Origin of the sequence: Olsenella sp. CU969 (assembly GCF_905219715.1) — a bacterium.
In the GTDB taxonomy this organism is placed as follows: Bacteria; Actinomycetota; Coriobacteriia; order Coriobacteriales; family Atopobiaceae; genus Granulimonas; species Granulimonas faecalis.
The window spans coordinates 13,444-26,598 of the sequence record NZ_CAJMXC010000003.1 but is presented as its reverse complement, the minus strand read 5'-3'; the positions used below and the strand labels follow the sequence as shown (position 1 = coordinate 26,598).

Annotated in this window: 14 protein-coding genes; 10 read left to right on the top strand and 4 right to left on the bottom strand. The window is 70.7% G+C overall.

The window, feature by feature from the left end:
* Positions 1 to 50: 50 nt before the first annotated feature.
* From JX283_RS00695 to JX283_RS00665, 7 genes are all read left to right on the top strand, one after another.
* The gene (locus tag JX283_RS00695) at positions 51 to 737 is read left to right on the top strand and encodes a CDP-alcohol phosphatidyltransferase family protein (RefSeq protein ID WP_239652396.1); all 687 of its coding nucleotides are present in this window, start codon (positions 51 to 53) and stop codon (positions 735 to 737) included.
* Positions 734 to 1,888 carry a D-alanyl-D-alanine carboxypeptidase family protein gene (locus tag JX283_RS00690; protein ID WP_204828875.1) on the top strand — a complete coding sequence of 385 codons (1,155 nt, stop codon included), beginning with the start codon at positions 734 to 736 and terminating at the stop codon, positions 1,886 to 1,888. Before JX283_RS00695 ends, JX283_RS00690 begins: the two co-directional genes overlap by 4 nt.
* Position 1,889: 1 nt before the next feature.
* Entirely contained in the window at positions 1,890 to 2,777 is an 888-nt protein-coding gene (locus JX283_RS00685) for a hypothetical protein (protein WP_204828874.1), read from the top strand.
* A 3-nt stretch (positions 2,778 to 2,780) separates the two neighbouring features.
* Positions 2,781 to 3,155: a RidA family protein gene (locus tag JX283_RS00680; RefSeq protein WP_204828873.1), complete on the top strand. Its 375-nt coding sequence runs from the start codon at positions 2,781 to 2,783 to the stop codon at positions 3,153 to 3,155.
* Positions 3,156 to 3,226: 71 nt separating this feature from the next.
* A complete protein-coding gene (locus JX283_RS00675; RefSeq protein WP_204828872.1) occupies positions 3,227 to 3,664 on the top strand; it encodes an FHA domain-containing protein in 438 nt (145 codons plus the stop codon).
* Between the two features lie 7 nt (positions 3,665 to 3,671).
* Entirely contained in the window at positions 3,672 to 4,397 is a 726-nt protein-coding gene (locus tag JX283_RS00670; protein WP_204828871.1) for a MerR family transcriptional regulator, read from the top strand.
* Between the two features lie 52 nt (positions 4,398 to 4,449).
* Positions 4,450 to 4,983, top strand: coding sequence for an adenine phosphoribosyltransferase (locus JX283_RS00665; protein ID WP_204828870.1), 534 nt, complete (start codon positions 4,450 to 4,452; stop codon positions 4,981 to 4,983).
* A 90-nt stretch (positions 4,984 to 5,073) separates the two neighbouring features.
* Here JX283_RS00665 and JX283_RS00660 read toward each other — a convergent pair whose 3' ends face one another.
* On the bottom strand, positions 5,074 to 6,162 hold the full coding sequence (locus JX283_RS00660; protein WP_204828869.1) for a glycerol dehydrogenase: 1,089 nt from the start codon (positions 6,160 to 6,162) through the stop codon (positions 5,074 to 5,076).
* Positions 6,163 to 6,354: 192 nt separating this feature from the next.
* Here JX283_RS00660 and JX283_RS00655 point away from each other — a divergent pair, with 192 nt between their 5' ends.
* The 3 genes from JX283_RS00655 to JX283_RS00645 all read left to right on the top strand — a co-directional run bounded on the left by JX283_RS00655 (position 6,355) and on the right by JX283_RS00645 (position 9,046).
* Positions 6,355 to 7,074: an AzlC family ABC transporter permease gene (locus JX283_RS00655; protein WP_239652397.1), complete on the top strand. Its 720-nt coding sequence runs from the start codon at positions 6,355 to 6,357 to the stop codon at positions 7,072 to 7,074.
* Positions 7,074 to 7,499, top strand: a complete 426-nt coding sequence (locus JX283_RS08700) for an AzlD domain-containing protein (protein ID WP_204828867.1) — start codon at positions 7,074 to 7,076, stop codon at positions 7,497 to 7,499. Before JX283_RS00655 ends, JX283_RS08700 begins: the two co-directional genes overlap by 1 nt.
* A gap of 131 nt (positions 7,500 to 7,630) precedes the next feature.
* Positions 7,631 to 9,046, top strand: coding sequence for an FAD-dependent oxidoreductase (locus tag JX283_RS00645; RefSeq protein ID WP_204828866.1), 1,416 nt, complete (start codon positions 7,631 to 7,633; stop codon positions 9,044 to 9,046).
* Here the strand turns inward: JX283_RS00645 and JX283_RS00640 are convergent.
* From JX283_RS00640 to JX283_RS00630, 3 genes are all read right to left on the bottom strand, one after another.
* A complete protein-coding gene (locus JX283_RS00640; protein ID WP_204828865.1) occupies positions 9,043 to 10,665 on the bottom strand; it encodes a ClC family H(+)/Cl(-) exchange transporter in 1,623 nt (540 codons plus the stop codon). The two genes, JX283_RS00645 and JX283_RS00640, sit on opposite strands and share 4 nt — an antisense overlap.
* A gap of 44 nt (positions 10,666 to 10,709) precedes the next feature.
* Complete coding sequence (locus JX283_RS00635) at positions 10,710 to 11,510, bottom strand: NAD(P)/FAD-dependent oxidoreductase (RefSeq protein WP_239652395.1); 801 nt, start codon at positions 11,508 to 11,510, stop codon at positions 10,710 to 10,712.
* A gap of 297 nt (positions 11,511 to 11,807) precedes the next feature.
* Positions 11,808 to 13,091: a uracil-xanthine permease family protein gene (locus JX283_RS00630; protein WP_204828864.1), complete on the bottom strand. Its 1,284-nt coding sequence runs from the start codon at positions 13,089 to 13,091 to the stop codon at positions 11,808 to 11,810.
* Positions 13,092 to 13,155 lie beyond the last annotated feature (64 nt).

Genomic DNA, 13,155 nt, shown 5'->3' with positions numbered 1-13,155 from the left:
GGGCGGCGCCCCGCTGGTCTAGACTGGTTCCTTGTCACCAAGGAGGTCCAGTGAAGCTCAGTTATTTGGAAGAGAAGATCCACGCGGCCGACCCGTCCGCGCCGCTCGGCACGTCGAACAACCCCAGCAACCGCGTCCTCACCGTGGCCAACGCCGTCACGGTGTGCCGCATCGCGCTTACCCTCGTGTTCCTCTGGCTGTTCGTTACGGGCGCCGACCGCGTCCTCTGCCTCGTCATCTACGCCGTGGCGGCCCTCACGGACTTCGTGGACGGCCAGATCGCCCGGCGCACCCANANGGTGTCGTGGTTCGGCAAGCTCCTCGACCCGGCGGTGGACCGCTTCCTCCTGTTCACCGGCGTTCTCGGCCTCTGCATCGTGGGCGACCTCCCCGTGTGGGTGCCCGTCGTTCTCATCGGCCGCGACATCGTGCTCGCCGTCGGCATGGCCGTGGTCCGGCGCTACCGTCGCCGGCCCGTCGACGTCCTCTACATAGGCAAGGTGGCCACGGCCCTGCTCCTGGCCGGNNNCTCNTNGCTCCTCCTCGACATGCCGGTGCTCCCGGGGTTCGGGCTCGTGGACGTGCCGTGGCTGCCGCTGCTCAACGGCCAGGCCGCCTGCCCCGCCATCCTTGTCGTGTACTCGGGTACTGTCTGCTCCCTGATAACAGGCGTGCTCTACGTCGTCGAGGGCCTCCAGATCCGCTCCGAGGCGCTGGAGGGGGACCGCACGTCATGACTCGGACCCTCATGCCCGCGGCGCTCCTGGCGCTCCTCCTCGTGCTCCTCGCCCCGGTGCCCGCCGTGGCGGACACCGGCCTCGGCGCGCCTGGCGTCACCGAGGCCCAGGCCTGGATCGTCGAGGACTCCACCGGCCGCGTGCTCGCGGAGTCGAACGCNGACGCCGCCTTCGCCCCGGCCTCCATCACCAAGGTGATGACGGCCATGGTGGCCCTCGACGCCGGCCTCCCCATGGACACCGAGGTGGCCATGCCCGCCCATCCCGAGGACGGCTGGGAGGCGGCCCAGGTGGCGGGCTACGCNGTGGGGGAGACCTCCACCCTCGAGGACATGCTCGAGGTCCTGCTCGTGTACTCGGCCAACGATGTCGGCTATGCCATCGCCGAGAAGGTGGCCGGCTCCCAGGGCGCCTTCGCGGACCTCATGAACGAGAAGGCCGCCGAGATCGGCATGACGCGGACCACCTTCAAGAACCCCCATGGCCTCGAGGAGGACGGCCACGAGAGCTGCGCCCNCGACCTCGCCCTCATGGGCNGCTACGCNCTGACCCACTACCCCTTCATCGCCCGGATGGTCCGCACCCNCTCGGTGACGGTGCCGGTGAACGGGGAGCAGCGCACGTTCTACTCCACCGACGAGCTCATGCCCGTCTACAGCCCGCTCATCGGCATCAAGACGGGCAAGGTGGAGGCAGGCACCACGTTCCTGGGCGCCGCCCGCAAGGACGGGCTCACCCTCTACACGTGCGTCCTCGGGTGCGTCACCGACTGGGGGCGCTTCGAGGACACGCGGGCCATGATGGAGTGGGCCTTCGACGGCGCGACGGGGCTGACCCTCGCGGACCCCGACCAAACGCTCGAGACGCTGCCGTTCGCCTACCGGTTCGGCTTCTCGGTGTCGGTGCGGGCCCAGGCCGCCGTCACCGGCCTCCTCTGGCCTGACGGCACCGAGTGTTCCTACACGCGGGTCGCCCTCTCCAGCGACCAGCTCGGCATCCCCGGGGAGCCCGCCGGGGCCTGCCTCTGGCGTCAGGGCGACCGCATCGTGGGCGCCTGCGCCTACGTGGTGGACCCCACGGTCTCGCCCGACGCCGCCTGGTCGTCGGACCCGGCGGCGCCCCCGCTTCCCCTTCAGAGAAAGGCGGCATGACATGGCAGACGAGAACGGGACCCCCGAGGCGGTCCCCGGCAACGTGCTGGAGNGCGAGCACCTCCTNCTCGCCNGCTCCATGGAGCCCGACGCCCAGGGNCGCCCCGAGGCCGCCTGGTACGGNGACNNCGCCGGCGNGCCCGCGGCCTTCCGCGAGGGCTGTGCCCTGGCGGACGTGGGCGGCCTCGTGGCCACCTGCATCTCCGGCGACGCCGCGGACGCCTTCGTGTCCGCCGTCTTCACCTGCTACGTCCCGGCGCCCGGCCGGCTCGCCGGCGCCCTGTCCCTCATGGGCGACGGCCGTGTGGCCGCACCGGTGCTCCTGGCCGGGCTCGCCCCCAAGGAGTTCTGCGTCTGGTGCCCGGCGGAGCTCGCCGCGGGCCTCGGGGAGTGGATACGCGGTATCGCCGCCGTGGAGTCCGGGGGCGTCGCCCCGTACTCCTCCGTGGAGTTCTCCCACGGCGCCCCGCTCTCCACGACCCTGATGCTCGCCGGTCCGGAGGCCGCGGTCGTCCTCGGCGACTACCTGTCAGAGGGCGCGTCGCTCCCGGGTCCGGGGACCCTCGCCAACGTGCGTCTCGACGCCATCGACACCGTGGTCATGCGCCCCGAGGTCGGCTCGTTCGCACCCTACCTCGTGGTGGTGCCCGACGCCTCGGCGCGCGTGCTCTGGAGGAGCCTCCTCTCGTTCCAGTCCGTCGCCCCCGTGGGCACCTCCGCCGTGTGGGGAAGGGTCGCCGAGGAGGCGCCGGGCCTCGTGGACTTCCTCGACGACCCCATCGGGCGGAGGCTTCCCGCCGACCTCGGGCTCCAGGGCCTCCTCAGGCCCGGCGGCGACTTCANCGGTGCCCGCNCCCTCNACGGCGCGGGCGGACGGACGGAAGGGTAGGCCATGTACTCGATCTTCACCCCCGACGCCCNCCAGCCCTCGGGGACCTTCTCTCAGGGCGCCTCGGCGGCCCGCTATGTGTTCGTCTCGGGGCAGCTCCCCATCGACCCGGCGTCCGGCGTGCTCCGCGACGCCTCNATCGGCGTCCAGACGGTCNAGGTGATCCGCAACGTGGAGGCCGTCCTCGCCGACGTCGGGCTGGGCATCGACTCGGTCTGCAAGGTCACGCTGTTCCTCACGGACCTCAACGACCTCGAGGCCGTCGACGAGGTGTGCTCGGAGCGGTTCGAGAAGCCGTACCCCGCACGTTCAGTGGTGGGGGTCTCGGCGCTACCCCACGGGGCCTCCATCCAGATGGAGTGCGTGGCCTGCCGATAGGGCGAAGCCCGGGTGACGGAGGGTCCCGCGGGGGTACAATGAGGTCTCAACCGACACTCCAGGAGGCATCGATGCAGAACAATCCGGGCGCTTCCCAGAACAACCAGGCGGCATCCGATTCCACGACCATCTTCCGTATGCCGTCCACAGACGCCACCGTGCCGGACCTCATGGGTGCCCAGCGCCTCGCCAACCCGACGCTCTCCATCGTCAAGGGGCCCCATACCGGCACGACCTTCGTGTTGGACACTCCTGAGGTCACCATCGGCCGCGANCCCTCCAACACCGTGTTCCTCAACGACATGCCCGTCTCGCGCCACCACGCCAAGATGCACCTGGCGCCCGGCGCGGACACCGTGGAGGACCTCGGCTCCCTCAACGGCACCTGGGTGGACGGCGCCATCGTCAACCGGGCCATGCTCGAGGACGGCTCCACCATCCAGATCGGCACCTTCCGCATGATCTTCCACACCACCCAGAGCACGAGCCGCATCCAGACCGGAGCGTAAGGAACCCATGGCAGACGCCGGTTACCTCACCATAGGCAAGGTGGTCAAGCGCCTCCAGGCCCAGTACCCCGATCTCTCGGTCTCAAAGGTCCGCTACCTCGAGGACGAGGGGCTCCTCACGCCGTCCCGCACACCGGGCGGCTACCGGCTGTACTCCTCGCGCGACGTCAAGCGGCTCGAGACCATCCTCTACCTCCAGAAGAACCGGTTCCTGCCCCTCTCGGTCATCAAGGAGGAGCTCGACGGCGGGGGGGCGCCGGGCATCGCCGGCACCGACCCCGCCGCTTACCCCGAGTCCGTCTGCGACGACGAGGAGACCCGCGAGAAGCTCCACCNCCTCGAGAAGGCCCCGGAGCTCCTCGGTGTCTCGATCTCGTTCGTGCGGGACCTTGCCAACAACGGCATCGTGTCGCTGCGCCGCAGCCCCCAGGGCCGCGAGCTTGTGGACGGGCACGACTTTCGCCTCATCCGCTGCGCCGAGGCCCTGCGGCGGTTCGGTATCGAGCCCCGCAACCTGCGCCAGTACGTGAACGCCGCCAACCGCGAGACCGCGATGTTCGAGCNGGCCCTCTCGGTCCTCGGGCCCCGCCAGGGGGAGTTCACCGACGAGCAGCGCGCCCAGTACTCCCAGGCATTCGAGCAGATTCTGCACCTCACAGACTCCCTGCGCGACGATCTCATACGCCGCACCTTCGCCGACGTCCTGCGCAGGCAGGCGCCCAAGGACCAGTGATCCGCCCAACCCCCACACAGACAAGCCATGCGAGCCCAAGGAGAGAGACCCCATGANCAAGTTCGACTACCAGGACCTCGTCTGCGACATCCCCGNCTANCCGGAGCCCGGCGTCATCTTCAAGGACATCACGCCCCTGATCGCCGACCCCCAGGGATTCTCGGCCGTCATCGACGAGCTCGCGGAGCACTTCCTGGGCCGCGGCATCACCAAGGTCGTGGGCGCCGAGGCCCGCGGCTTCCTCGTGGGCGCACCCGTGGCCTACCGCCTGGGCGCCGGCTTCGTCCCGGCCAGAAAGCCCGGCAAGCTCCCCCGCGAGGTCATCTCCCAGTGCTACGCCCTCGAGTACGGCACCGACGAGATCCAGATCCACGCCGACGCCCTGACCCCCGACGACAAGGTCATCGTCATCGACGACCTCGTGGCCACCGGCGGCACGGCCGTCGCCTGCGCCCAGCTCGTGGAGCAGGCCGGCGCCTCGGTGGAGGGCTTCGGTTTCGCCCTCGAGCTCGCCTACCTGAACCCCCGCGACGTCATCGCCGAGACCTTCGGCCAGGAGGTCTTCTCCCTCATCGTCGTGGACTAGCCCTCCGCACACGGGGCACCCGAACGAGACGGCCGGCCCCCGGGGAGCGGGGACCGGCCGTNTTCTCCTGCCGCGGCGTGCTTGACGGGGCTAGTCGAGGAAGGAACGCCCCAGGGCGTCGGCTTGGAGCATGGCCGCCACNAGCTGCTCGGGCGTCACGTCGCCGGCCAGGTTGTGGATGGACTCGCCGGGGGCGCAGGCCTTCTCGGCGACCGCCGGGAGGCGGNACTCGTCAGTGATGCCGACGGCCTCGAGGGTGAGGGGGAGCCCCACCGACTCCATGAAGGCCATCACCTCGCCGAGCTCCTCGTCGGGGGCGTTCTCGAGCACGAGCTGGACCACGGTGCCGAAGGCCACGATGTTGCCGTGGGGCACGCGCTCGCACTCCTCGAGGGCCGTGGTGCCGTTGTAGACGGAGTGGGCCACGCAGAGGCCCGCGTTATCGGCGCCGACNCCCGAGAGGTAGATGTTGGCCTCGATGACGGCCTCGAGGCTCGGCACGAGCAGCCCCTTCTCGGCGGCGATGAGGGCTTTCAGGCCGTCGGAGAACAGCGTGTCGCGGCAGAGGCGGCAGAGGGCGAGGGCACTCAGGGTCACCCCGGTGTTCTCGAGGGAGGGGCTCTTGGTCCGGGCGGCGGCGCGGGCCTCGTAGTAGGTGCCGAGGGCGTCGCCCATGCCCGCCACGAGGAACGAGGTGGGGGAGTCGGCGATGATCGAGCTGTCCACGATCACGATGTCGGGGTTCTTGGGATAGAAGAGGTACTCGGCGAACGTGCCGTCGTCGTGGTAGATGACCGAGAGGCCGGTGCACGGGGCGTCGGTGGCGGCCACGGTGGGGACGATCGCGACGGGCTTCCCGCAGTGGAAAGCGCATGCCTTGGCGGTGTCGATGGCGGAGCCNCCGCCNNNGCCGCAGACGACGTCGATGNAGTCCTCCTCGACGATCTTCTCCATGCGGGCGATCTCGCCCNCNGACNNNATGCNGCCGAAGGTCTCGAACCTCGCGTAGGTGTCGGTACCCTCGAGGCNGGCGGTCACCTTGGGCTCCACGGCGGCCNGGCCGCTGCGGNTGCAGACGAACAGGAACCTGCTGCCGTATCCCTTGCAGATCTCGTGGAAGTGGAGCAGGACGTCGGGGTCCTGGGCGTACATCGAGGGAGCCCGCATTGCCTTGTACATCGAAGTGCCTCCTAAGGTGGGAAGGACGGGGTCGTTCAGAGTCTACGACCGGCGGCCCGGGTCCCGCCCCCCGATCTTCTGCCCTGTGCGGGATTTGAAATAACTGAACATACCCTGATGAAGGCTGTCGGGAGGGGAGCGCGCTATCATAGGGGACCTGAACGAACTATGAACGAGAGGGGAGGGCGCGTGATGCCGGGTGCCAGCGTGGCCGTGCCCCTCCGAAGGGCGCTTCCGGTGGCCCTGCCTGTCATGCTCGGATACGTGGTCATCGGCCTTCCCGCCGGCATCCTCGAGGCCGAGGTGGGCCTGNAGCCGTGGGCGGCNTTCGTGCTCTCGTGCACGTACTACTCGGGGGCCGGCCAGTTCATGCTGCCCAACCTGTGGCTCGCGGGCCAGGGCCCCTGGTCCATCGGTGCGTCGATCTCCCTGGTCNACATGAGGCAGCTCCTGTACTCGGCGGCCTTGGCCCCGGCCATGGCACCGGTCGCCAAGCCCCTCAAGGCGCTGTTCGCGGCCACCGTCACCGACGAGACGTTCGGCGTGAACATGGAGCGGCTGTCCTCCGACCCCTCGTGGGACGCCGCCTGCGCCACGGCGGTGAACGTCCTTTCCATGCTCTCGTGGGCCACCGCCAACGCCGTCGGCGCCGTCGTGGGGGACGCCCTCGCCATGCCCACCGACGTGGCGAGCTTCGCCATGACGTCCATCTTCATCTGCCTGCTCCTGACCCAGGAGTTCTCGCGCCCCACGGTCGTGGGCGCCGTCACCACCGCCGTGGTGGTGGCCCTCTGCAAGGCCGTGGGCGCCGGTGGCGTGGCCGTGGTCGCCGGGGCGGCCGCCGGCGTCGCCGTGGCCATGGTCGTCGGGGGCGCGGGGGAGTCCAGGTTCGGCGAGGGCGGTGGGTCGTAGTGGACGTCGCGCTCTTCTGGTCCCTGTACGCCATCATCCTCGCCACCATGCTCGTCTGCCGGTGCGTCCCCATGTTCGTCCTCGGCTCGCGCGAGCTCTCACCCCGTGTGCGCAGGGCTTTGGAGACGATCCCCGTGGCGGCATTCGCGGCCCTCGTGGCGAACGACCTCTTCCGGCCCGACCTCTGGGCGCAGGGGCCGACGGCCTGCGCGGTGCCGCTCCTGTCCGCCGNCNTCGTGGCGCTCTGCGCGGTGCGCACACGGTCGCTGGCGCTCTGCGCCGCCGTCGGCGTGGCCGCGTACCTCNTGTTGANCCTTGCGTTCNNGNATGGGTNCCGACGAGCGGGCGCTTGCACGCGTCGGGGATCGTGGGGTGATGGGGAGATCCCGTCTCTACTTTACATAACATATATTATCCGAGATTGAGGGGGAGTGGCGGACCGCTGCCGGCGGTCTCCTCGGCCGGCTGCCGCCACCGACTGCTACCATGGTGTGTCCCAATCCCGGGTCGTGCCACCAGAACCGCCGTGGNTCGTCCCACGTGAACGGAGGCCTGTATGGACCGCATCTCCTGCGACGTCTGCGTCGTCGGGTCCGGCATCGCCGGGCTCTGCGCCGCCACCGCTGCCGCCGAGGCCGGTGCCTCGGTTGCCCTCGTCTGCCAAGGGGCCCTCTGCTCGGGTTCGAGCTTCGCCGGCACCACGTGGGGCCTCGGCATGGTGGGCCCCCGGACCCCCGCACCCGAGGACGTGGAGGCCTTCGTCCGCGCCGTCCAGGGGCCCGGCGGCTCCAAGGCCCAGGACGCCTACGTGCGTGCCCTCGGCAACGGGTTCCACGGGGCCCTGGAGCGGTTCCGGGCCATGGGCGCCGTCATCGAGGACGTCGAGCCGGGCCACGGGGACGACCGCGCCTATGTGCCGTGCTTCGGCTCCGAGGTCCAGGACTGGCACGGTTTCCATGCCCTCGCCTCGGTTCAGGGGCTCCGTAACCAGTTATGTAAAGCTGAGGTCGGCGTCGCCCACCAGGCGGAGGTCGTCTCCCTGCTCCACGACCCCGCGGACGGCGCGGTGGCCGGCGTCCTGGCCCTCGTCGGGCCGCAGGCGTCGCCGCTCGTGGTGCGTGCCGGGGCCACCGTGCTCGCCACCGGCGGTGCCGCCGCGGCCCTCTCCCCCACCCTCGCGAGCCCCCTTGCCCGCGGGACCGGTCTCGTCATGGCCACAGACGAGGGCGCCACCTGCGGAAACCTCGGATACGGCCAGGTCATGGCCGGTATCCTGACCAAGGGACGCCCCGCCGTCTTCAACGAGAAGGTGTGGGGGCTCACGAGGCTCGTCAAGGACGGCAGGGACGTCTTCGACCTCGCCGGGGTCTCCCCCGCCCGGGCCCGGGAGGCCTTGGAGGCGCACTCCTGGCACGGCCCCTACTCGCGGCAGCGGGTGTCCCGCCTCGTGGAGGAGTCGGTCGCGGCCGTCGGCGGGACGTGCGAGGCCGTCGTCGACCGCCCCGAGGGCGAGGTCCAGCCGTTCGTCGCCACCTACATGGACTGGCTCGAGGAGACCCACGGCCTCTCGTGGGGCGAGCCCATGCCCCTGGCCCTCTTCCACCAGGCCTCCAACGGCGGCGTCCGCTGCGACGTCGACGGCTGGACCCGCGTGCCGGGCNTCTACGCGGCCGGCGAGGTCGCCCCCGTCTTCGCCGTCGACCGGCTCGGCGGCATCGCGAGCGCCACCGCCATGGTGTTCGGTCTTGCGGCCGGGGGCGCCGCGGCACGGGGCGTCATGTCANGGCGCCAAGAGGGTCGTCGTTACCTGTGTTTCCGCGGCGAGGACGGCGCGCCGCAGGCGGTGTCGTCCCTGGAGGGGCTCTCCCCGGACGGTGCCGCCGCCCTCGGAGAGGCGCTNGCCGGGCGCCTCCGCACCGGTGCCCACGACCTCGTGCGCGCCGCCATGGACGAGGCGGGCTCCCCCTTCTAGCCGGCGTCGGCGCCGGGCCCTCCCGTCGGCCCCGCGTCGGGCGGCGCGGGCTCGCCCGTCCCCCTGAGAAGGTCGCGGACGCGGTCGTGGAGCTCGGGGGCGAGGTCCGAGTCCATGACGAAGAGCACCTGGTCCGCCGCCTCCAGGGTGAGGTCGGCGGTGGGCACGACCCGGCGCCCGCAGCGCTCGACGACGGCCGCCACGCAGCCGGCCGGGAGCGGCAGGTCGGCGAGGCGCCTCCCCTCGGCGGGGGACCCGAACGCCACGCAGACGGCCTCCGTGAGCACCGACCTCCCGTGCACGGGGGACCCGCAGTCGCAGCGGGCCCCCACCAGGGGCTGCAGCAGGTGCTCGTAGTAGCCCTCGGTCTTGGTGAGGTTGGCGACCACGTAGGCCACGAGGGAGACGAGGGAGAGCGACAGCAGCGCCGAGAAGCTGCCGGTGAGCTCGANCACGAGGAGGCAACCGGTCACGGGGGCGTGGATGACGCCGGCGAAGAGCCCGGCGATCCCCAGGAGCATGAAGTTGTNGACGTAGGCCGGGTCCATGCCTAAGACGGCCACGGCGCCGCGGCCGAACAGGGCGCCTGCAAGCGCGCCCATGGCAACGAGCGGGTAGAGGGTGCCGCCCGGGGTGCCGGAGCTCGCCGAGGCGTCGGTGAGCAGGTACTTCCCCAGAAGCAGCCCCGCGATGGCCAGCGTGGGCCGGCCCGAGACGTGCTCGAGGAGCCCGAGGATGGCGTCGCCCCCGCCCAGGAGCTCGGGGACCGTGAAGGCCCCGACGGCGGCCAGGGCGAACGGCACGGCGTACCGGGTACCCGGCGCGTGCCTCCGGATGCGGCCGTAGAGCCGGGTGCCGAGGAACATGCCGCGGTTGTGGCNGGCGCCNAGCAGCCCGAGGAACAGCCCCTGGAGCATCACGATCCCGTAGGTGACGTGCGGGAGGTCCCGGGCGAAGCCGATCGGGATGANGGGGCCCGTGCCGAGGAACTGGTTGACGATNTAGACGGCGGCCACCGCGGACGACATCGTGCCGATGACGAGCGGTGCCGAGAACGACTTGTGGACCTCCTCCACGGCGAACATGACGCCGGTGAGTNGGGCCTGGAACGCCGCGGCCATGCCGGCTCCCGAGCCGCAGNTGACGAGGAGGCGGCGCTCCCCCTCCGTAGAGCCGGCGGCACGCGCCACGGCGGTGCCGCAGAGGCCGCCGAGCATGACCGAGGGGCCCTCGCGTCCGAGGGAGAGGCCGCCCAGGGCGCAGAGCACGCCCTCGGAGAACTTGGCCGCCATGGTGCGCGCCCAGGGAATCTGCAGGCGCCCGAGGGCGTCGGCCTCGATCTGGGGGATGCCGGACCCCGAGCTCGTGGGCGCCCAGCGCACGAGGGCGGTGACGGCGGCCCAGAGGACGACCATGACCGCGACCCACCCGGCGACCGCCAAGGGGTTCCCGGCCGCCGCCGCGGTGACGGAGCGCATGGTGCCGTCCGCGAGGTTGAGGGCGAGCCGGAAGAGGCCCACGACGATCCCGGCGCCGAGGCCCACCGCGGCGCCCTCGACGACCATATGCACTTGGAGGCGTCGGGAGAGCCGCAGCGCCACGGGGTTGATCTGCTTCAAGGGNCAGGACCTCGACGGGGATGGTTGTCCTCCCCAGTCTAGGACTAGATGACGAGGTTGCCCAGGAACAGGGCCGCGCTGTTGGCGGCGACGGCCCCGTCGGCCNCCGCGGTCACGACCTGGCGCAGGGGCGTTTGGCGCACGTCCCCCGCAACGAAGAGCCCCGGCGTGGAGGTGGACATGTCGGCGCCGGTGACGACCTCNCCGTTCCCGTTGANCTCGGCGAGCCCCTCGACGAGCCCCGAGGCGGGCACGGTCCCGATGAACACGAAGACGCCGAACGTGCCGGCGCCGTGCNCCACGNNCTCGANCTCCCCGGTCTCGGTGTCGCGCAGGGTGATGGACTCGGGCAGNCCGTCGCCCTCGAGCTTTGCGATGGCGCAGCGGTAGCGGACCTCGACCTTGGGGTTGAGCTCCACCCGCTCGACCAGGGAGGCCTGAGCGCGGAGGTGGTCCTTGCGCACGACCATGACGACCTTGGAGCAGATGCGCGAGAGGAANNCGGCCNCCTCGCAGGCGNTNTTGCCGCCGCCCACGACGTAGGTGACCTTGTCGCGGTAGAACATGCCGTCGCAGNTGGCGCAGTAGGAGACGCCGCGGCCGCGGAACTCCTCCTCGCCCTCGAAGCCCGCAGGGCGCGGGGTGCCGCCCGTGGCGAGGACCACGGCGCGGGACTGGTAGGTGTCGGACGCGCCCTCGACGAGGAACAGCTGCGTCTCGGGGTCGTAGGCGAGGCCGTGGACGGTGTCCTGGGCGAAGGCGGCGCCCAGGTGCTCGGCGTGGTCGTGCATGCGGATGCTCAGGTCGAAGCCCGAGACGTTCTCGATGCCGGGGTAGTTGTCCACGAGGTCGGACTGCGAGATCTGCCCGCCCCAGCTGCCGGACTAGACGGTCACGGCGTCGACGGCGGCACGGTTGGCGTAGATGGCGGCGGTGAGGCCGGCGGGACCCCCGCCGACCACGGTGAGGTCGTGATAGACCATGGTTCGTCTCCNCCCCTNGGGAAGCGTCGTGTTCTCTGCCGATNCCTACCCGGNGGCGCCCGNTCCTTTCCCCTCCCGCGCACGGTGTGAACGGCCGNAGGCCCGCCGCCCCCTGACGGGACGACGGGCCTCCGGCACGGGCGGGCGGCGCAGAGCCGCCTAGGTCTCNTCGATGTACTCGGGCTCGGCGCTGTCCTGCGTGGAGACCTTGGGGAGGATGAGGTTCAGCAGGATGCCCACGATGGCGCTGGCGGCCATGCCNGGGATGGTGTAGTCGCCCACGGGGATGGAGTAGCCGCCGCACTCCATGCCCACGCCGAGGACGATGGTGACCGCGGCGATCATGAGGTTGCGGTTCTCGCCGAAGTCGATGTTGTTGGTCACGAGCATGCGCAGGCCGTTGCTGGCGATGAGGCCGAAAAGCAGGAGGCTCACGCCGCCCATGACGGGGGTGGGGATGCTCATGATGAGGGCCTCGAGCTTGGGGCAGAAGCCGCCCACGATGAAGGCGAAGCCGGCCGCGTACCAGAAGATCTGGGTGGCGTAGACGCGGGTCACGCTCATGACGCCGATGTTCTCGGCGTAGGTGGTGGCAGGGGGGCTGCCGATGAGGCCCGCGATGCACGTGGCGATGCCGTCGCCGGCGAGGGACCGCGGGAGCATGGGANCGAAGTCCTCGCCCACGACCTCGGAGACCACGAGCAGGTGGCCGATGTGCTCGATAACCACCACGAGGGCCACAGGCGCGATGAGGGCGATGGCCACGGGGTCGATCACCGGGTGGTTCTGGAAGCTGGGCAGACCCACCCAGGCCGCGTCCATGACCGGGGCGAAGTCGACGAGGCCGAAGAACGCGGCGACGACGTAGCCCACGACGATGGCCAGGAGCACCGGGATGGTGCCGATGAGGCCCTTCATGGACGAGAAGCCCACGGCGGCGAACAGCGTCACGCCGGCGACGAGGGTGCCGACGGCGTTGAAGCCGTCCCCTGAGGAGTTGAGCGCCATGTTCACGGCCGTGGCCGAGAGGCCGATGCCAATCACGACGATGATGGACGCGATGAGCACCGGCGGGAGGATGCGGTCGATCCACGCGGTGCCGGCGAGCTTGATGATGCCCGCCACGGCCAGGAACACGAGGCCCGCGCAGAAGATGCCCGAGAGCGCCGCGTCGAGGCCCTGGGTGGCCCCCACGGCAACGATGGGGCTGATGAACGCGAACGAGCTGCCCAGGTAGCTGGGGATCTTGTTCTTGGTCATGAGCAGGTAGCACACCGTGCCGATGCCGNNGCACATGATGGCCACGCTCGGGTGGAGCCCGGTGAGGATGGGGACCAGCACCGTCGAGCCGAACATCGACATCATGTGCTGGATGCCTAGGGGGATCGCCTGCGCCACGGGCACGTGGTCGGAGACCCCGATCACCTCTCTCTGCCTTGCCATACCTCTCCTTTCNTGAGAAAAGCGGGCCCGGTGTGCTTCCCGGACCCGCTTGAATCCGGACCTG